This is a genomic window from Nocardioides eburneus, assembly GCF_040838215.1.
Lineage (GTDB): Bacteria > Actinomycetota > Actinomycetes > Propionibacteriales > Nocardioidaceae > Nocardioides > Nocardioides eburneus.
The window spans coordinates 12,389-29,710 of the sequence record NZ_JBFPJR010000020.1; the positions used below are offsets into that span (position 1 = coordinate 12,389).

A 17,322-nucleotide genomic window follows, 5' to 3' on the forward strand; every position below is an offset into this window, starting at 1 on the left:
CCGATGTCGCTCCCTGTCCACCTCGTCCCCTCGCTGGCCGGCGTCGCCCTCGGTGACCAGGTGAGCGTCGACGGCGACGAGGCGCACCACGCCGTCGCCGTACGCCGCCTGCGGGTCGGCGAGCGCGTCGTCCTGACCGACGGCGAGGGACTGTCGGTGACCGGCGCCGTCGCCTCGACCGGCAAGCGGTCCATGACCGTCACCGTCGAGGAGGTCGTCGCGGGCGAGCGGCCGCAACCGGCGTTCACCGTCGTCCAGGCACTGCCCAAGGGTGACCGCGGCGAGCTCGCCGTCGAGGTGCTCACCGAGATCGGCGCCGCACGCATCGTGCCCTGGGCGGCGTCCCGCTCGGTCGCGGTGTGGAAGGGCGAGCGCGCGGAGAAGTCCCTCGCGAAGTGGCGCGCCACCGCCCGCGAGGCGGCCAAGCAGGCGCGCCGTTCGTGGTTCCCGGTCGTCGAGCCGCTCGCGACCACCGAGACGGTGGCGGCGATCCTCGGTGGGGCGGCCGCGGCCGTCGTGCTCCATGAGGAGGGCGGTCTGCCGCTCTCCTCCGTCACCGTCCCGGCCGACGGCGAGGTCGTGGTCGTCGTCGGCCCCGAGGGCGGCCTCACCAACGACGAGATCGCCGCCTTCGAGGCGACCGGCGCGGTCGCCGTACGCCTCGGGGTGGAGGTGCTTCGCACCTCCACCGCCGGCCTCGCCGCCGTCGCCGCGCTCCTCGCCCGCACCGCCCGCTGGGCCTAGCCTCCACCCGGCGAAGTCTGGAGAACGAGCAGCCGAGTTCGTCTCGCGCGAGTTTCCTCCAGCCCCGCGGGAGGCCTCTCAACTCGGCCAGGTGACCTCAGCCGGTCAGGAGACGGTGATCGTCTTGGTGTCCTTCGAGGGGCCGTGACCCTCGGCGCCACCGGACGGGTCGTCGGTCGAGGCGGTGAAGGTGTAGTCGCCGGGCGCGAGGTCGGAGACGTCCACCGTCGCCTTCCACGGATAGAGCTTGTCCATCCACCCGTCCGCGGTCGCGAAGCCCTTCTTCACGACCTTGCCCTTGCTGTCGGTGACCGTCCAGGGCACGGTCGCCTCGGGCGAGCTGGCGAGCCCGTTCGCGACGAACGACCCGCTGACCTCGCCACCCTCGCCGGGGGAGAGCACGTTGACCAGGTTGAGGACGTCGAGCTCGTCGACCGGCTCGAGGCCGTTGGCGGTGTTGAGTCCGAAGAGCCGCGTGGGCGCGCCGTCGGCGACGACCGTGACGGGGGCGTTCTTCGTGCCCTGCACGGCCTCGAGCGTGTAGACGAGCTGCTGGACGGCGACCATGGCCTCCTTCTTGCTCATCCCGCCGGCCTGCTCGAGCGAGTCGTCGGCGAGCGCGACGGTGAAGCCCTTCTGCGTGTCGTAGGTGACGTCGCCGAAGGCGCCGGAGTGGTACGCCGACCGGTAGTCCGGGTCCGCGGACCGGCCGCTCATGAGGTACTGCACGGCGCCGGTCAGCGGCGCGTCCTGCGGCACCTCGGCGGAGTCGCGGAAGAGGCGCGGCCCGGTCGGCGAGTCGCCGAGGAGGTAGACCGGCACCGTCGTGGTCGCTCCGGACGAGCCGTCCGACGAGCCCGTGTCGGTGGACGAGGACGCCGCGGGGGAGGAGGCCGCCGGGGAGCTCGGCGATGTCTGTGCGGCCGGGTCGGTGGCGCTCGAGCCGCCTCCGCAGGCCGCGAGGGCGGCGAGGGCGCCTGCTGCGGAGACGACGCCGCCCATCAGGCGGAGGCGCTGCCGCGTGGTCACCGGGCTGGTCTGCTCGCTCATGTCTCCATCCTCCCCGCCGGCGTGAGGCCGTGTCGCGGCCCCACGCCGAGGAGACGCGACTCGGCCCGCCGGGGTTGCACCGCGGCGTACGGCGGGAATCTCAGGTGGGCCGGAACCGTTCGGATGCGTAGCATGGAACAGTTCCGCAGCCGCACCGAAAGGGCCCGTCATCGGGCATCCATGACCGATCGCTCCCCAGACCCCCGCTCCGCCGACGACACCACGCGCGAGCCCACGCGCGACGGCAGGCCCGTCACCCGCCACACGGTCGTCGTGCCGAACAGCGTGGACATGGTCAGCGTCCTCGGTCCCGCCGACGAATATCTCGGCATCCTCGAGCGCAGCTTCGACGCCGACGTCCATGTCCGCGGCAACCGCATCACGCTCCACGGCGAGCCCTCCGAGATCGCGCTCGTCGAGCGCGTGCTGGAGGAGCTCGTCCAGATCATCCGGACCGGCCAAGGCGTGACCGGCGAGACCGTCGAGCGCGTCATCGGCATGCTCCGCGCGGAGACCACCGAGCGCCCGGCCGATGTGCTCTCGCTCAACATCCTCTCCAACCGCGGGCGCTCGATCCGGCCGAAGACGCTCAACCAGAAGCGCTACGTCGACGCGATCGACAAGCACACGATCACGTTCGGCATCGGGCCGGCCGGCACCGGCAAGACCTACCTCGCGGTCGCGAAGGCGGTCCAGGCGCTGCAGTCCAAGCAGGTCAACCGCATCATCCTGTCGCGGCCGGCGGTCGAGGCCGGGGAGCGGCTCGGCTTCCTGCCCGGCACCCTGACGGAGAAGATCGACCCCTACCTGCGACCGCTCTACGACGCGCTCCACGACATGCTCGATCCCGAGCTGATCCCCAAGCTGATGGCGGCCGGGACGATCGAGGTCGCGCCGCTGGCGTTCCTGCGTGGGCGCAGCCTCAACGACTCGTTCGTGATCCTCGACGAGGCGCAGAACACCACCCCCGAGCAGATGAAGATGTTCCTCACCCGGCTCGGCTTCGGCTCCAAGATCGTCGTCACCGGCGACATCACGCAGACCGACCTGCCGAACGGCCAGAAGTCCGGTCTCCGGGTCGTCGAGGGCATCCTCGACGACGTCGAGGACATCAGCTTCAACCGGCTCACCAGCCACGACGTCGTACGCCACCGGCTGGTCGGCAAGATCGTCGCGGCCTACGACGACTACGATGCGCGCACCGAGCAGCAGCGCCCGCCGGGCCCGCTGCACCACCAGAAGAGCCACACGGGCGGAGGCGCACAGTGAGCATCGAGGTGCTCAACGAGTCCGGGTACGACCTCGATGTCGACCACCTCGCCCGGCTGGCCCGGTTCGTCATGGACCGGATGCGGGTCCACCCCGCGGCGGAGCTGTGCATCAAGGCCGTCGACGAGGCGACCATCGCGCAGCTCAACGAGCAGTGGATGGAGAAGGAGGGGCCGACCGATGTCCTCGCCTTCCCGATGGACGAGCTGCGGCCGGGTCTTCTCGACGAGGAGCCCGAGGAGGGGGTCCTCGGCGACCTCATCCTCGCGCCCAGCGTGGCCGAGAAGCAGGGCGCGACCGCCGGCCACGGCACGCTCGCCGAGATCGAGCTGCTGACCACTCACGGGATCCTCCACCTGCTCGGCTATGACCACGCCGAGCCGGAGGAGCACCAGGAGATGTTCGGTCTCCAGGCCGCGCTGCTCGAGCAGTGGGGCTCGGCGGCCAAGGCTCCGCAGTAGGCGGTCGCGGTCGTGGATGACGCCAGGCTGCTGGTCACAGCGGTCGCGCTCGTCGTACTCGCCGGGCTCTTCTCCGCCGCCGACGCGGCGCTCAACTCGTTCTCCCGCGCGCGGGCCGAGGAGCTCGCCGACGAGCGGCGGGCGGGCGCGAAGCGGCTCCTGACGCTGCTCGCCGACCCGCCGCGCTACCTCAACACCGTGCTGCTGCTCCGGCTGCTGTGCGAGATCGGCGCCATCGTGCTCGTCGCCCTCTGGGTGTACGACGCCTACGACCGCGCGTGGTGGTCGACGGTCGCCACGACGATCGGCGCGATGACGGTGATCTCGTTCGTCGCCATCGGGGTCGCGCCGCGCACGCTCGGGCGTCAGCACCACGAGCGGGTGGCGCTGTGGACCGCGGCGCCCATCACCGCGATCACCGCCGTGCTCGGGCCGATCCCGTCGCTGCTCATCCTCATCGGCAACGCCCTGACCCCCGGGAAGGGCTTCCGCGAGGGGCCCTTCTCGACCGAGACCGAGCTGCGTGAGCTCGTCGACCTGGCCGAGGCGTCCTCGTTGATCGAGGCCGACGAGCGGCGCATGATCCACTCCGTCTTCGAGCTGGGCGACACGACCGCCCGCGAGGTCATGGTGCCGCGCGGCGACATCGTCTACGTCGAGCGCCACAAGAACATCCGTCAGACGCTCTCGCTGTTCCTGCGCTCCGGCTTCTCCCGGATGCCGGTGATCGACGACAGCCTCGACGAGGTCGTCGGCATCGCCTACCTCAAGGACCTGGTGCGCCGCGACTTCGAGGCGCCCGACGTCGAGACCACGCAGCGGGTCGACGAGCTGATGCGGCCGCCCGCATGGGTGCCGGAGTCGAAGCCGGTCGACGAGCTCCTCGCCGAGATGCAGAAGAACCGTCAGCACATCGCGGTCGTCGTCGACGAGTACGGCGGCACCGCCGGCCTCATCACCATCGAGGACGTCCTCGAGGAGATCGTCGGCGAGATCACCGACGAGTACGACGTCGAGGACCGCGAGCCCCACCGGCTGGACGACGGTTCGTGGCGGGTGCCCTCCCGCTTCCTGGTGAGCGACCTGGAGGAGCTCGTCGGCTTCGAGGTCGAGGAGGAGGACGTCGACTCCGTCGGCGGCCTGATGGCCAAGCACCTCGGCCTGGTCCCCATCCCGGGGTCGGTGGTGGAGGTCCACGGCCTTCGTTTCGAGGCGGAGAGAACGGCCGGCCGACGCAACAAGATCGGCACCGTCCGGATCGCGACGGTGCCGCCGCCCGAGGAGGGCGACCCCGACGACCGCGGCGACCGGCGCCGCGACGACCACCCGGAGAAGGAGAAGGATGAGCGACCTGCCCGAGCTGAGCCCTGAGGACCGCAAGCTGGTGACCCTGGCGCGTGCCACGCGCGCGCGCACCGGCGCGGCCGAGGGTGCGGCGTGCCGTGATCTGGACGGTCGGACCTACGCCGCCGCGACGGTCGACCTGCCGTCGCTCGCGGTGTCGGCGGTCGGGGTCTGCGTCGCGATGGCGATCTCCTCCGGGTCGAAGGGCCTCGAGGCCGTCGTGGTGTTGGGCGAGGCGGGCCAGGTCGCGGAGGCCGACCTCGCGGTCGTGCGCGACTTCGCGGGGGAGGGTGTCCCGGTCCTGACCGGGGACCCGCGCGGTGCCATGGTCGCGGCCGCGCGTTCCTGAGCCTCCCGTTCTTTCACTCTCCTGCCAGGAGGTGCGTAGCCGCCGGGCCGCTGCTCGGGCGGGTCAGTCGTCCGCGCGCGGGCGGGGGAGGGTCTCGAAGATCGGTGCGAGCCGACGCAGCTCCTCGACGTGGACGGCGGTCAGTGCCGCAAGAGTCTCGTGGCCGTGCTCGGTCAGCGCGAGGTGGACGCGACGCGAGTCCTCCTTGTCGCGCGTGCGCGCCACCATCCCGAGCTCCTCGGTCCGGTCGATGAGCTCGGTCGCGGTGTGATGGCGAACCAGGAGAGCGTCGGCGATCTCGCCGACGGTGGGTCCCTGGGGCGTCGTGCTGCCACGGATGGCGAGCATCAGCTGGTGCTGCGCGTGGGTGAGGCCGTGCCGCTTGGCCGCGTCACGGCTCCACTGGTCGAACTGCCGCAGTGCGTTCCGGAATGCGAGCAGGCGTTGGTACTGCGCGTCGGTGGCCACGCGCTCACTGTAATATGTCGCAACACGATATATTACCGAGCCAGGTCGAGGAGACCCGTTGCCAGCAGCACCGACCACCGTCCGCGACGTCCGACACCTGGGGGACTTCACCGCCACACCGCGACTCGTTCTGATCGCGGCGCTCGCGCTGCCCGTCGGCGCCTTCGGCGCGGGCGCCGCCTGGCTGCTCCTGAAGCTGATCGGCCTCATCACCAACGTCGTCTTTCACCAGCGCCTCTCCACGGCCCTCGTCTCGCCGGGGGAGCACGCCCCGTGGTGGATCGTGCTGCTCGCCCCCGTTGCCGGCGGACTCGTCGTCGGCCTGATGGCACGCTACGGCTCGGAGAAGATCCGCGGTCACGGCATGCCGGAGGCGATCGAGTCGATCCTGCTCGGTGGCAGCAAGGTCCAGCCTCGCGTCGCGGTCCTCAAGCCGATCTCGGCGGCCGTCTCCATCGGGACCGGCGGACCGTTCGGGGCCGAGGGGCCGATCATCATGACGGGCGGCGCCCTCGGCTCGATCCTGGCGCAGTTCCTCCGGCTCACCGCCGACGAGCGCAAGACCCTCCTGGTCGCCGGATCGGCGGCCGGGATGGCGGCGGTCTTCAACGCGCCACTCGCCTCGATCTGCCTCGCCGCGGAGCTGCTCCTCTTCGAGTGGCGACCGCGGAGCCTGGTCCCGGTGTCGGCGGCGGTCGCCGTCTCCACGGTGCTGCGCCATCACCTGCTCGGCGGCGGCGCGATCTTCCCCGCCCACGGCGCGCTGCACCTCCACGACGTCGACTACCTGCTGTGCGCGGTCTCGGGCGTGGTCTCGGCGCTGCTGGCGGTGGTCGCCACGGTGCTCGTCTATCTGTCCGAGGACGCCTTCCGCCGGCTCCCCATCCACTGGATGTGGTGGCCCGCGATCGGCGGCGTGGTCATCGGTGTCGGCGGGCTCATCGTCCCGCAGGCGCTCGGCGTGGGGTACGACGTCATCGACGCCGAGCTCACCGGCACCATCAGCCTCGGTCTCGTCGTCGGCATCCTCGTGGTCAAGACGCTGATCTGGTCGCTCTCGCTCGGCTCGGGCACCTCGGGCGGCGTGCTGGCGCCGATCTTCATGATCGGTGGCGCCGTGGGTGCCCTCGAGGCCCACGTCCTGCCGAACGTCGGCCCCGGCTTCTGGGCGGCGGTCGGCCTCGCCGGCGTGCTCGGCGGCGTGATGCGCTCACCCTTCACCGGCGTCGTCTTCTCGCTCGAGCTCACCCAGCGGTGGGAGGCGCTGCTCCCGCTGACGATCGCGGCGATGGCGGCTCACGGCGCGTCCGTGCTCCTCCTCAAGCGCTCGGTCCTCACCGAGAAGATCGCGCGCCGCGGCTACCACCTCACCCGTGAGTACGACGTGGACCCGCTCGAGATCCTCTTCGTCGGCGAGGTGATGACGACCGAGGTCGTCGAGCTCGAGACCCATCTCACGGCGGTCGAGGCGCGCCGTACGATCGAGGACCGCTCAGGCGACCCGGCGGGCGCGGCCTGGCGACAGCGGCTCTACCCCGTCGTCGACGCGTGCGGGCACCTGCTCGGCGTCGTCGCTCGCGGCGACCTGCTCGCGGTCGGCGACGGTGACACCCGGACGGTGGCGGACCTGATGGTCACCGACCCGACGCTCACCCACGCCGACCAGCCGCTCCGGGTGGTCGCCGAGGAGATGGCCGTCCAGGACGTCACGACGCTGCCCGTCGTCGACCGTGACGACGCGCGCCGGGTGGTCGGGATCGTGTCCCTGCCCCAGCTGCTGGCCGCGCGTCGCCGCGACCAGCAGGAGGCCCGCGAGCGCCAGCGCGTGCTGAGCGTCCGTCTCGTCGAGCGCGCGCGCTGAGCCCTCTGAAGAGGGGAGGCGCGCGCCGGCACTCGCTCCACGGCGAGCGCGGACGTGATGGAGTGGCGGGAGACTAGCGGGGCGGTCCGCGACCGTGACATCCGGGGGCGCGGGCTGGGAGCGAGCGGGCGCGGGTACGTTAAGACCGTGACCGACACGAGTGCCTGGGAGCAGCACGAGGCCGCGGTGGCGCGCCTGCGCGCGTCGTACGCCGCGATCCCCGCCGGCGCGCCGGTCCGGCTCGCCAAGAAGACCACCAACCTGTTCCGCGCCCGGGCGGCCTCCACCGCGCCCGGCCTCGACGTGAGCGGGCTGACCGGCGTCATCGAGGTGGACCCGGTGGCCAGGACCGCCCACGTCCAGGGGATGTGCACCTACGAGCACCTCGTCGACGCGACCCTGCCGCACGGCCTCATCCCCTACGTCGTCCCGCAGCTGCGCACCATCACGCTCGGCGGCGCCGTGACCGGTCTCGGGATCGAGGCGACGAGCTTTCGCAACGGCCTGCCGCACGAGTCGGTCCTCGAGATGGACGTCTTCACCGGCGCCGGCGAGGTCGTCACCGTGCGCCCCGGCCCGGACGACGAGCACCGCGATCTCTTCGACACCTTCCCCAACTCCTACGGCAGCCTCGGTTACGCCACCCGGCTCAAGATCCGCCTCGAGCCGGTCCCGGGCTACGTCAGCCTGCGCCACGTGCGCTTCGACGACGTGGACGTGCTCGCCAAGGCCATCGCCGAGATCACCGCGACGAAGACGTACGACGACGGCGGCAGGACGATCCGGGTCGACGGTCTCGACGGGGTGGCGTTCGCGCCGGGGGAGTACTACCTCACCCTCGCCACCTGGACGGACCTCGCCGGGCTCGACGACCGCAACGTGGCGCCGTCGGACTATGCCGGCCAGCAGGTCTACTACCGCTCGATCCAGGAGCGTGAGACGGACCTGCTGACCATGTACGACTACCTGTGGCGCTGGGACACCGACTGGTTCTGGTGCTCGGGCGCGTTCGGGGCGCAGAACCCGGCGATCCGCCGGCTGTGGCCGCGCCGGTTCCGCCGGTCCGACGTCTACATGAGGCTTCTCGGGCTCGACCGGCGCTTCGACATCGCCGACCGGCTCGACCGGCGCGCCGGCCGTCCCCTGCGCGAGCGGGTCGTGCAGGACATCGAGGTCCCGGTCGACCAGCTCGGCGCGTTCCTCGACTGGTTCGACGACGAGGTCGGGATGCGTCCGGTGTGGCTGTGCCCGCTGGTCTCGACCGGCGCCGGCAGCGACGGGCACAAGTGGCCGTCGTACCCCCTGGAGCCGGGGAAGGTCTACGTCAACGCCGGTTTCTGGGGCACGGTCCACGTCGGCCCCGAGGCGGTCGACGCCCCCAAGAACCGCGCGATCGAGGCGCGCGTCCACAAGCTCGGTGGTCACAAGTCGCTCTACTCCGAGGCGTTCTATGACCGCGAGACCTTCGACGCGCTCTACGACGGTGCCCACCTCGCCGCCGTGAAGCGCCGCTACGACCCCGACGACAGGCTGACGAGCCTCTATGACAAGGCGGTGAAGAGACGATGACGGCACACCAGGGCCAGGGCATCGCAGGGACCATCAACGCGCTCTTCGAGGGCGGGCTGCCGATCGGCCTGCAGGCGTACGACGGCAGCGTCTCGGGCAACCCCGACTCCGAGTACGCCCTCGAGCTGCTGACCCCCCGCGGGCTCGCCTACATCCTGACCGCGCCGGGCGACCTCGGTCTGGCGCGTGCCTACGTGAGCGGTGATCTCGAGCTGCACGGCACCCATCCCGGGGATCCCTACCCGCTGCTCTCGCTCATCCTCGACAAGACCGACTTCCGTGCGCCGAAGCCGGCCGAGCTGCTCGAGATCGTGCGCACGCTGGGTGTCAAGAACTTCCGCCCGCCCGCCCCGCCGCCGCAGGAGCACCTGCCGGCGTGGCGCCACGCGGTCGAGGGGCTGCGGCACGCGTCCCTCAATGCGCTCACCTGGGGCCGCCACAGCCGGGAGCGCGACGCGGACGCGATCCACCACCACTACGACGTCTCCAACACCTTCTACGAGTACGTCCTCGGCCCCTCGATGACCTACACGTGCGCGCTCTTCCCGACCGAGGACGCCACCCTCGAGGAGGCGCAGTACGCCAAGTACGACCTGATCTGCCAGAAGCTCGGTCTCAAGCCCGGTCAGCGCCTGCTCGACCTGGGCTGCGGCTGGGGCGGGATGGTCCGTCACGCGGCCAAGCACTACGGCGTCAAGGCGCTCGGCGTGACGCTCTCGCGCGAGCAGGCGTCCTGGGCCCAGGAGGAGATCAAGAGGCAGGGCCTCGACGACCTCGCCGAGGTCCGGTTCTCCGACTACCGCAACGTCGCCGAGACCGGCTTCGAGGCGGTCAGCTCGATCGGCCTCACCGAGCACATCGGGGTCGCCAACTACCCGTCGTACTTCGGCTTCATCGAGTCCCGGCTCAAGCCGCAGGGCCGGCTGCTCAACCACTGCATCACGCGGCCCGACAACACCTCGCGCGCCAGCGCCGGGAAGTTCATCGACCGCTATGTCTTCCCCGACGGCGAGCTGATCGGCTCGGGCACCATCGTCAGCGCCGTCGAGGACGCCGGGCTCGAGGTGCAGCACCACGAGAACATCCGAGTGCACTACGCCAAGACGCTGACGGGGTGGAACAAGAACCTCGTCGACCACTGGGACGCGTGCGTCGCGGAGGTCGGTCTCGGCACCGCCAAGGTGTGGGGGCTCTACATGGCGGGCTCGCGGCTCGGTTTCGAGCGCAACAACATCCAGCTCCACCACGTCCTCGCGACCAAGACGGTCACGGGCGACTCGGGCTACCCGCTGCGCCACACCTTCTGACACGCACGCAGGCGGACCTCGACCGTGTCGCCCTGTCCGAGATCGGCGATCTGCTCGGACAGGGCGACTATGCCGCCGGATATCTCGAGCCGGAGACGGGAGAGGTCCACCGATCGTTCGACGGCGAGCTGATCGGTCACGACGGCGACGTCGAGGACGCGGGCTGGATCGCGATCGGCGGGGAAGGCGCGCACGAGGCTTACGGCGACATGGAGCAGTTCGCCGACGCCGTACGCGATCGGCAGCTGCGGGAGCGCCTGCGATGCGATCATGAGATGGCGTTGTGTGGCTGTCACCAGATGACAGCGAAACAACGCTATGCCTGATGCGTCGCTGCGCTGATTGCTGACGAGGTCTGGCGCGCAGATAACCTTGTGCCGATGAGCACCAGGGCCCAGCAGTACGCCGCCGTCGTACTCCGTCGCCAGCAGGTCTCGCCCCACCTCGTCCGGCTCGTGCTGGGCGGCGAGGGGCTGGCGGGCTTCGAGTCCACCGGCGTCCCCGACGAGTGGGTGGGCCTGGTCGTGCCGGGCCAGTTCCAGAGCCGCTACTACACCGTGCGCTCGTGGGCGGAGGGCGAGCTGACGCTCGACATCGTGGTCCACGAGGTCGGCCTGGTCACGGAGTGGGCGAGCCGCACCGACGTCGTGGGAGAGACGGTGACGATCACGGAGCCGAAGGGCTCCTACGCCGCCCCGGACGGCGCTGCGTGGGTGCTGCTCGTCGGCGACCTGACGGCGATGCCGGCGATGGCCAGGATCGCCGAGACGACCCTCGCGCGAGGCATCCCCACCCGGATCTGGGCGGAGGTGCCCGACGACCTGCCCGGCTACCTCCCTGCTGGGCCGGCGGTCACGTGGCTGGCTCCGCCGGCGGAGGGGGCGAGCGCGCTCGCCAGCGTCGTCGAGGGCATCGACTGGCCGGAGGGCGACGGCTACTTCTGGATGGCCGGGGAGTCGGCGCAGATGCGTGCGATCCGCAAGCACCTCATGCGGGAGGTCAGACTCGACTCCCACGCCTATGACGTGATGGGCTACTGGCGCGGCGGTGCGGTCCGGCAGCCGCGCGCTGTCGACCCGGGGCCGATCTACCGCGCCGGCAAGGCGGCCGGCCTGACCGACGAGCAGATCTGGCAGCGCTACGACGACGCCCAGCAGGAGCAGCGATGAGTGACTTCCGAAGCGGCTTCGTCTCCTTCGTTGGTCGTCCCAACGCCGGCAAGTCGACCCTGACCAACGCGCTGGTCGGCACCAAGGTCGCGATCACCTCCGACAAGCCGCAGACCACGCGCACCGTCGTACGCGGCATCGTGCACCGGCCCGACGGCCAGCTCGTTCTCGTCGACACCCCCGGCCTCCACCGGCCCCGCACGCTCCTCGGCGAGCGGCTCAACGACCTCGTCCACACCACCTGGGCAGAGGTGGACGTCGTGGCGATGTGCTTCCCGAGCAACGAGAAGGTCGGCCCCGGCGACCGCCACATCGCGACCGAGCTGGCCAAGCTCAAGAAGGGCATCAAGCGGGTCGCGGTCGCGACGAAGACCGACCTGGCGAGCCCGGAGCGCATCGCCTCCCACCTGCTCGACATCCAGGCGCTCGGCGACGAGCTCGGCATCACCTGGGCCGAGCTCGTCCCCGTCTCGAGCGTCGCCGGCGACCAGGTCACGCTCCTCGCCGACCTGCTGGTCGGTCTCCTCCCGGAGGGGCCGCCGCTCTATCCCGAGGGCGAGCTCACCGACAGCCCCGACGAGATCCTCGTGGGCGAGCTGATCCGTGAGGCAGCACTCGACGGCGTACGCGACGAGCTGCCGCACTCCATCGCCGTTGTCGTGGAGGAGATGGGCCTCCGCGAGGGACGGCCTGACGACAGGCCTCTGATGGAGGTCCACGCCAACCTCTACGTCGAGCGCGACTCCCAGAAGGGCATCGTGATCGGCCACCGCGGTGCCCGTCTCAAGGACGTCGGCAAGCGGGCCCGCCTCCAGATCGCCGAGCTGCTCGGCGTCCCCGTCTTCCTCGACCTGCACGTGAAGATCGCCAAGGACTGGCAGCGCGACCCGCGCCAGTTGCGCAAGCTCGGCTTCTAGCCCGAGTTGCGGGTTGTGACGGCCTGAGTTGTGGGTTGTGACGGCTCGAGTTGCCGGTTGTGACGGCTCGAGTTGCGGGTTGTGACGGCCCGAGTTGCGGGTTGTGGTGCGGCTCGGCACCGAAACCCACCACTCGGCCGGTCCGAACCGACAACTCGGCCGGTCCGAACGCGCGACTCGGCCGGTCCGAACCGACAACTCGGCCGGTCCGAACCGACAACTCGGCCGGTCCGAACCGACAACTCGGCCGGTCCGAACGCGCGACTCAACCCCCGAACTGGCGGCGCAGCTCGCGCTTGAGCACCTTGTTGGACGGCCCGAGGGGGAACTCGGGGACGACCTGGATGACACGCGGGTACTTGTGATGCGCGAGAGCCTGTGCCTCCGGGCGTCGGCGGGCCGGCTCGGCGAGGACCGAGGCGAGGGAGAGTGCGGTCACTCAGAGCCCCATGCTCTTCGCGATGATCATCTTCATGACCTCGCTGGTCCCGCCGTAGATCCGGTTGACCCGGGCGTCGGCGTACAGCCGGGCGATGGGGTACTCGTTCATGTAGCCGTAGCCGCCGTGCAGCTGCAGGCAGCGGTCGATCACCTCGGAGGCGACCTCGGTGCAGAAGAGCTTGGCGGAGGCGGCCTCGGCCGGGGTCAGCTCGCCGGCGTCGAGCGCCTCGAGGGCGCGGTCGGCGACGGCCTGGGCCGCGTCTACCTTCGCCTGGCAGGCGGCGAGCTCGAACTTGGTGTTCTGGAAGGAGGCGACCTCCTTGCCGAACACGGTGCGCTGCTGGGTGTACTCCTTGGCGAAGCGCACCGCCGCGGCGGCCTGGGCGTAGGCGCCGTACGCGATCCCGAGGCGCTCCTGGGGAAGGTTCTGGCCGAGGTAGGAGAAGCCCTGGTTCTCCTCGCCGAGGAGGTTGAACGCCGGGACCTTCACGTCGGTGAAGGAGAGCTCCGCGGTGTCGGAGGTGCGCAGCCCGATCTTGTCGAGCTTGCGGCCGACCTGGTAGCCCTCGGACGCGGTGTCGACCACGAAGAGCGAGATGCCGTAGCGACGGTCGTTCTCCAGCGGGGGAGCGGTGCGCGCGCACACGATGACGCGGTCGGCGTTGACGCCGCCGGTGATGAACGTCTTGGCGCCGTTGAGGACGTAGTGGTCGCCGTCGTCGGACCTCTTCGCCGTCGTCCGCATGCCCGCGAGGTCGGAGCCGGTGCCGGGCTCGGTCATCGCGATCGCGAACATCGTCTCGCCGGAGACGAAACCGGGCATCCAGGCCTCGAGCTGCTCCTTCGTCCCCAGCTTGAGCAGGTAGGGGAGGCAGAGCGCGACGTGGACACCCGAGCCACCGAAGGTCACGCCGGCACGGGCGGTCTCCTCGTACTGGATCGCGGCGTACTTGAACGAGTCGATCCCCGCGCCGCCGTACTCCTCGGGAACCTCGATGCCGAAGATGCCGAGCTCGGCGAGCTTGCCATAGAACTCCTTCGGCACGATGCCCGCCTCGAACCACTCCTGGTAGTGCGGCACGACCTCGGCCTCGATGAAGGCACGCAGGGTCTTGCGGAAGGTCTCGTGGTCCTCGTCGAAGACGGTACGACGCATGGGGGATGACTCCTTCGGATGATGCTGGCTCTGGTGGTGGCTGTCGGGCACGGCCTGCGGCGCCCGTCGAGGTGTCGAACGCTGTTAGATTATGGTGAGCGTACGTGGGCCCGCTCGCTGCGGGCGGCGCTCGCGACGCACCCGAACCTGGTGCCCGTCCTGGCGCAGGGACCCGGCCATCGTGCGTCCTCGCTGCAGCGCGCCGACGACGTCCACGGTGGTCTGGTCGGGGCCGGCTGGCCGCCGCGGGAGGCGACGATGATCGGCGCGGCGACGAAGTATGTCGTCTTCGGTGCCGCGATGGGGTCCTTCTCGAAGGGCTTCGTGGACGACGTCGCCGTCTACGCCCACCGCTATCCGCACCTGAGCGACGCGCACCGCATCGCCGAGCACGCCGAGGAGATCGACCGGGACTCCTTCGACTACGCGCTCGATGCCTTCATCGTCGGCCTCCGCGCCCGGTTCGAGACGCTGACGCGCTGAGTCCGATCCGGGGCGAGCGGCGTCCCTCGCCTGCGCGTACGACGGCGGTCGACCGTCATCGTGTGACCGTCGACCGCCGCCGTAGGCAGGGATGGGAGCGGGCTCAGTGTGCCTTGGGCTTGAGCACGCCGTGCTCGCGACAGAGGTCCTCGACCATGAGCCAGGCGAGGGCCGTGACACAGACCCACCCGAAGACGGCCGCGACGTGGAGCAGGGTCACATAGCCGTCGAGGTGGGGCGTCGCGCCGGCGGCGGCCTTCGCGGACTCGAGGGAGATCCCGCGGAAGCCGAAGCCCGCGGTGACACACATCCCGATGATCGCGCCGAAGGCGATGACGAACGCCCAGATCCTGCTCAGGATGGCCGGAATCATGATGATCGCCAGCGGCAGGATCAGGCCGAAGAGGAACCAGGCGGCCGACATCGGCGGCGCCTCCTCGTCGCGGGCGAGGAGGAAGAAGCCCAGGAGCCAGAGGCCGAACATTGCGGCGATCTGGCCGCGGTAGCCCTCGCCGCGGAAGAAGCAGATGATGCCGGCGACGAACTGCGCGAGTCCGGCGACGATGAGGGAGTACTCGTTGGCGGCGGCCACGCCGCTCTTGCCGATGGTCGCGACGTCGGTGTTCCACCACTCGACCCCGAAGATCAGCAGCTGGAAGGCCAGTAGGCCGAGGGCGATCGGCATCGGGTTGCCGATCCGGGTCGCGGCCGGGGTCTCCAGCGGGACGCGACGGTCGCGCACGTCGCTGAGGAGATGCGTCTCGATGTGCTCGGTCGTGGCCATCTCGGGCCCCTTCTGTCAGTGGGAGGACCTCCCTCCCGGTGGTGTGACGCAGTTCACCAAGGCGGCTGCCGGCGTGACAAAGACCGCGGACCGATGAGGCTTATCGGCCCAGACTATGAAGGCTCGCTAACGATCGCCGATCCCCGCAGGAGACGGCCCGAGTGTGGTTGCCGTCACATCGCCGACCGGTTAACTTAACGAGCGCTCGACAAGTCCGCCAGAGGGAGAAACATGGCGTCCTACGTGCCTGCCGGTCATCCTGGCCCCCACCTGGACTACCCGTCCGCGGCCACGGTCGGCGACGTGCTCGCCGGCTCCGCGCGGCGCTATCCGGACCACGTGGCGCTGCGTGACGGAGGCCTCGCGCTCACCTACGCCGAGCTGTACGACGCCGCCCGCCGGCTCGCGACAGGACTGCGCGAGCGCGGTGTCGAGCGCGGTGAGACGGTGGCGCTCCACCTGCCGAACTCGGCGTGGTTCACGGTCGGCTACTACGGCATCCTGCTGGCCGGCGCGGTCGTCACGCCGCTCAACCCGAGCCTCCCGCCGACCGTGCTCCGCGACCAGCTCGAGGAGTCCGGCGCGGTCGCGGCGATGACCCACCCGACGACCATCCGGGCGCTGGCCGAGGCCGCCACCCCGGGCCTCCGGCTGACGGTCCTGGCGCCGCCGACCGCGGCAGCTCCCGGCCCGATACCCGAGGAGGGGTCGCTCCCGCTGGGAGCCGCATCGTTCGACGACCTGCTCCGCAGCACGCCGATCGAGGAACGCGGCGTGGACGCCGACGACCTCGCCCACCTCTCCTTCACCGGCGGCACGACCGGCCGCTCGAAGGCCGTCGAGGTGCGCCACCGCAACGTCGTCGCCAATGCGATCCAGACCGCCTGCTTCCGGGGTGCGGCGCTCCCCGCCGTGGACGAGTACGGCGGCGTCCTGCTCGAGCCACTGGCGGCCGGGCGCAACGACCACATGACGGCGCCCGGCGAGGGCCGGGTCGTCGCGCTCGCGCCGCTGTTCCACGCGATGGGGCTGGTCTCCCAGACGGGGAACGTCCTGGCCGGCGCGGAGGTGGTGATCGTGGGACGGTTCGACCCGGCGCGGTTCCTCGACACGATCGAGTCGCGCGCGATCACCTCGCTGCCCGGGTCGCCGGCGCTCTTCCACGCGCTGCTGGCCGTGCCGGGCGTCGAGCAGCGCGACCTGTCGTCGGTCCGGGTGGTGAACTCCGGCGCGGCCCCGATCGAGACCGCCACCCTCGAGCGGCTGGGGAGGATCTTCCCGAACGCGCTGGTGGTCGAGGGCTACGGCCTCACCGAGGCGACCATGTGTCTCACCCTCCATCCGCTCGAGCCCGGAGCCACACCGCCAGGCTCGGTCGGAGCGCCGGTCTTCGACACCGAGCTGACGATCCATGCGCTCGGCGGGGGAGCAGAGCTGCCGGTCGGGGAGACCGGCGAGGTGTGGGCGCGGGGACCGCAGATCACGGCCGGCTACCGCCACCACCCCGAGCTCACCCGGGAGCAGTTCGTCGACGGCTGGCTACGCACCGGCGACCTGGGGCGGCTCGACGCGGACGGCTGGCTCTACCTCGTCGGCCGGGCGAAGGACATGCTGATCTACAAGGGCTACAACGTCTATCCCAGCCCGCTCGAGGAGCTGCTGGTGCGCCATCCGGCGGTGGCGCAGGCGAGCGTCATCGGTGCCCCGGACCCGGAGGTCGGCGAGATCCCGGTCGCGTTCGTGGTGCCGGCCGCCGAGGCGGTCGGCACGTCCGAGCTGGCCGAGGAGCTGATGGCCCACGTGGCCGAGCGGGTGGCGCCGTACTCCCGTGTCCGCGAGATCGTCTTCGTCGGCGCCCTGCCCACGTCGGCGGCCGGCAAGGTGCTCAAGACCGAGCTGCGGGCGCGCTACGCGTCGGAGCCGGCGTCGTCCTAGAGCCCGCTGGTGGCG

The 17,322-nt window shown here is 70.8% G+C and carries 18 protein-coding genes; 12 read left to right on the forward strand and 6 right to left on the reverse strand.

Annotated elements, in window-relative coordinates:
* Window positions 1-3: 3 nt before the first annotated feature.
* Window positions 4-744, forward strand: coding sequence for a 16S rRNA (uracil(1498)-N(3))-methyltransferase (locus AB3X52_RS12235; protein WP_367994362.1), 741 nt, complete (start codon window positions 4-6; stop codon window positions 742-744).
* A gap of 105 nt (window positions 745-849) precedes the next feature.
* Here AB3X52_RS12235 and AB3X52_RS12240 read toward each other — a convergent pair whose 3' ends face one another.
* Complete coding sequence (locus AB3X52_RS12240; RefSeq protein ID WP_367994363.1) at window positions 850-1,794, reverse strand: Gmad2 immunoglobulin-like domain-containing protein; 945 nt, start codon at window positions 1,792-1,794, stop codon at window positions 850-852.
* A 180-nt stretch (window positions 1,795-1,974) separates the two neighbouring features.
* On the opposite strand from AB3X52_RS12240, the gene AB3X52_RS12245 reads away from it, so the two are divergent.
* From AB3X52_RS12245 to AB3X52_RS12260, 4 genes are read left to right on the forward strand one after another with little or no spacing between them, the layout of a single operon-like run.
* Window positions 1,975-3,063, forward strand: a complete 1,089-nt coding sequence (locus tag AB3X52_RS12245) for a PhoH family protein (RefSeq protein ID WP_437440551.1) — start codon at window positions 1,975-1,977, stop codon at window positions 3,061-3,063.
* A complete protein-coding gene (gene ybeY / locus AB3X52_RS12250) occupies window positions 3,060-3,524 on the forward strand; it encodes an rRNA maturation RNase YbeY (protein ID WP_367994364.1) in 465 nt (154 codons plus the stop codon). Before AB3X52_RS12245 ends, ybeY begins: the two co-directional genes overlap by 4 nt.
* Before the next feature lie 12 nt (window positions 3,525-3,536).
* Window positions 3,537-4,895, forward strand: coding sequence for a hemolysin family protein (locus tag AB3X52_RS12255; RefSeq protein ID WP_367994365.1), 1,359 nt, complete (start codon window positions 3,537-3,539; stop codon window positions 4,893-4,895).
* Window positions 4,867-5,217, forward strand: a complete 351-nt coding sequence (locus AB3X52_RS12260; protein ID WP_367994366.1) for a cytidine deaminase-like protein — start codon at window positions 4,867-4,869, stop codon at window positions 5,215-5,217. The genes AB3X52_RS12255 and AB3X52_RS12260 overlap by 29 nt, the downstream gene beginning before the upstream one ends.
* Before the next feature lie 63 nt (window positions 5,218-5,280).
* On the opposite strand, the gene AB3X52_RS12265 is transcribed toward AB3X52_RS12260, so the two are convergent.
* A complete protein-coding gene (locus AB3X52_RS12265; RefSeq protein WP_367994367.1) occupies window positions 5,281-5,685 on the reverse strand; it encodes a MarR family winged helix-turn-helix transcriptional regulator in 405 nt (134 codons plus the stop codon).
* Window positions 5,686-5,743: 58 nt separating this feature from the next.
* Here AB3X52_RS12265 and AB3X52_RS12270 point away from each other — a divergent pair, with 58 nt between their 5' ends.
* From AB3X52_RS12270 to AB3X52_RS12280, 3 genes are all read left to right on the forward strand, one after another.
* Window positions 5,744-7,546: a chloride channel protein gene (locus AB3X52_RS12270; protein ID WP_367994368.1), complete on the forward strand. Its 1,803-nt coding sequence runs from the start codon at window positions 5,744-5,746 to the stop codon at window positions 7,544-7,546.
* 147 nt (window positions 7,547-7,693) lie between these two features.
* Entirely contained in the window at window positions 7,694-9,115 is a 1,422-nt protein-coding gene (locus tag AB3X52_RS12275) for an FAD-binding oxidoreductase (protein WP_367994369.1), read from the forward strand.
* Complete coding sequence (locus AB3X52_RS12280) at window positions 9,112-10,422, forward strand: class I SAM-dependent methyltransferase (RefSeq protein WP_367994370.1); 1,311 nt, start codon at window positions 9,112-9,114, stop codon at window positions 10,420-10,422. Before AB3X52_RS12275 ends, AB3X52_RS12280 begins: the two co-directional genes overlap by 4 nt.
* On the opposite strand, the gene AB3X52_RS12285 is transcribed toward AB3X52_RS12280, so the two are convergent.
* Window positions 10,398-10,694, reverse strand: a complete 297-nt coding sequence (locus AB3X52_RS12285; RefSeq protein WP_367994371.1) for a hypothetical protein — start codon at window positions 10,692-10,694, stop codon at window positions 10,398-10,400. The genes AB3X52_RS12280 and AB3X52_RS12285 overlap by 25 nt on opposite strands.
* A 108-nt stretch (window positions 10,695-10,802) precedes the next feature.
* Here AB3X52_RS12285 and AB3X52_RS12290 point away from each other — a divergent pair, with 108 nt between their 5' ends.
* Together AB3X52_RS12290 and era are read left to right on the forward strand one after the other, a co-directional pair.
* Window positions 10,803-11,591 carry a siderophore-interacting protein gene (locus AB3X52_RS12290; protein WP_367994372.1) on the forward strand — a complete coding sequence of 263 codons (789 nt, stop codon included), beginning with the start codon at window positions 10,803-10,805 and terminating at the stop codon, window positions 11,589-11,591.
* Window positions 11,588-12,508, forward strand: a complete 921-nt coding sequence (gene era, locus AB3X52_RS12295) for a GTPase Era (RefSeq protein ID WP_367994373.1) — start codon at window positions 11,588-11,590, stop codon at window positions 12,506-12,508. The genes AB3X52_RS12290 and era overlap by 4 nt, the downstream gene beginning before the upstream one ends.
* A gap of 265 nt (window positions 12,509-12,773) precedes the next feature.
* Here the strand turns inward: era and AB3X52_RS12300 are convergent, their stop codons facing one another.
* Window positions 12,774-12,947, reverse strand: a complete 174-nt coding sequence (locus AB3X52_RS12300) for a hypothetical protein (RefSeq protein ID WP_367994374.1) — start codon at window positions 12,945-12,947, stop codon at window positions 12,774-12,776.
* Complete coding sequence (locus AB3X52_RS12305) at window positions 12,948-14,105, reverse strand: acyl-CoA dehydrogenase family protein (RefSeq protein WP_367994375.1); 1,158 nt, start codon at window positions 14,103-14,105, stop codon at window positions 12,948-12,950.
* A gap of 21 nt (window positions 14,106-14,126) precedes the next feature.
* On the opposite strand from AB3X52_RS12305, the gene AB3X52_RS12310 reads away from it, so the two are divergent.
* Entirely contained in the window at window positions 14,127-14,588 is a 462-nt protein-coding gene (locus AB3X52_RS12310) for a TetR/AcrR family transcriptional regulator C-terminal domain-containing protein (protein ID WP_367994419.1), read from the forward strand.
* Between the two features lie 103 nt (window positions 14,589-14,691).
* Here the strand turns inward: AB3X52_RS12310 and AB3X52_RS12315 are convergent, their stop codons facing one another.
* On the reverse strand, window positions 14,692-15,372 hold the full coding sequence (locus AB3X52_RS12315) for a hypothetical protein (RefSeq protein WP_367994376.1): 681 nt from the start codon (window positions 15,370-15,372) through the stop codon (window positions 14,692-14,694).
* A gap of 231 nt (window positions 15,373-15,603) precedes the next feature.
* Between AB3X52_RS12315 and AB3X52_RS12320 the strand changes: the two genes are divergently transcribed.
* Window positions 15,604-17,307 carry a class I adenylate-forming enzyme family protein gene (locus tag AB3X52_RS12320; protein ID WP_367994377.1) on the forward strand — a complete coding sequence of 568 codons (1,704 nt, stop codon included), beginning with the start codon at window positions 15,604-15,606 and terminating at the stop codon, window positions 17,305-17,307.
* Window positions 17,308-17,322 lie beyond the last annotated feature (15 nt).

Excerpts from the sequence above, each read along its gene's own strand:
- AB3X52_RS12235 (WP_367994362.1), top strand. The coding sequence starts at position 4 with ATGTCGCTCCCTGTCCACCTCGTCCCCTCGCTGGCCGGCGTCGCCCTC.
- AB3X52_RS12240 (WP_367994363.1), bottom strand. The coding sequence starts at position 1,794 with ATGAGCGAGCAGACCAGCCCGGTGACCACGCGGCAGCGCCTCCGCCTG.
- AB3X52_RS12245 (WP_437440551.1), top strand. The coding sequence starts at position 1,975 with ATGACCGATCGCTCCCCAGACCCCCGCTCCGCCGACGACACCACGCGC.
- AB3X52_RS12260 (WP_367994366.1), top strand. The coding sequence starts at position 4,867 with ATGAGCGACCTGCCCGAGCTGAGCCCTGAGGACCGCAAGCTGGTGACC.
- AB3X52_RS12280 (WP_367994370.1), top strand. The coding sequence starts at position 9,112 with ATGACGGCACACCAGGGCCAGGGCATCGCAGGGACCATCAACGCGCTC.
- AB3X52_RS12285 (WP_367994371.1), bottom strand. The coding sequence starts at position 10,694 with ATGATCGCATCGCAGGCGCTCCCGCAGCTGCCGATCGCGTACGGCGTC.
- AB3X52_RS12290 (WP_367994372.1), top strand. The coding sequence starts at position 10,803 with ATGAGCACCAGGGCCCAGCAGTACGCCGCCGTCGTACTCCGTCGCCAG.
- era (WP_367994373.1), top strand. The coding sequence starts at position 11,588 with ATGAGTGACTTCCGAAGCGGCTTCGTCTCCTTCGTTGGTCGTCCCAAC.
- AB3X52_RS12305 (WP_367994375.1), bottom strand. The coding sequence starts at position 14,105 with ATGCGTCGTACCGTCTTCGACGAGGACCACGAGACCTTCCGCAAGACC.
- AB3X52_RS12310 (WP_367994419.1), top strand. The coding sequence starts at position 14,127 with ATGCTGGCTCTGGTGGTGGCTGTCGGGCACGGCCTGCGGCGCCCGTCG.
- AB3X52_RS12315 (WP_367994376.1), bottom strand. The coding sequence starts at position 15,372 with ATGGCCACGACCGAGCACATCGAGACGCATCTCCTCAGCGACGTGCGC.
- AB3X52_RS12320 (WP_367994377.1), top strand. The coding sequence starts at position 15,604 with ATGGCGTCCTACGTGCCTGCCGGTCATCCTGGCCCCCACCTGGACTAC.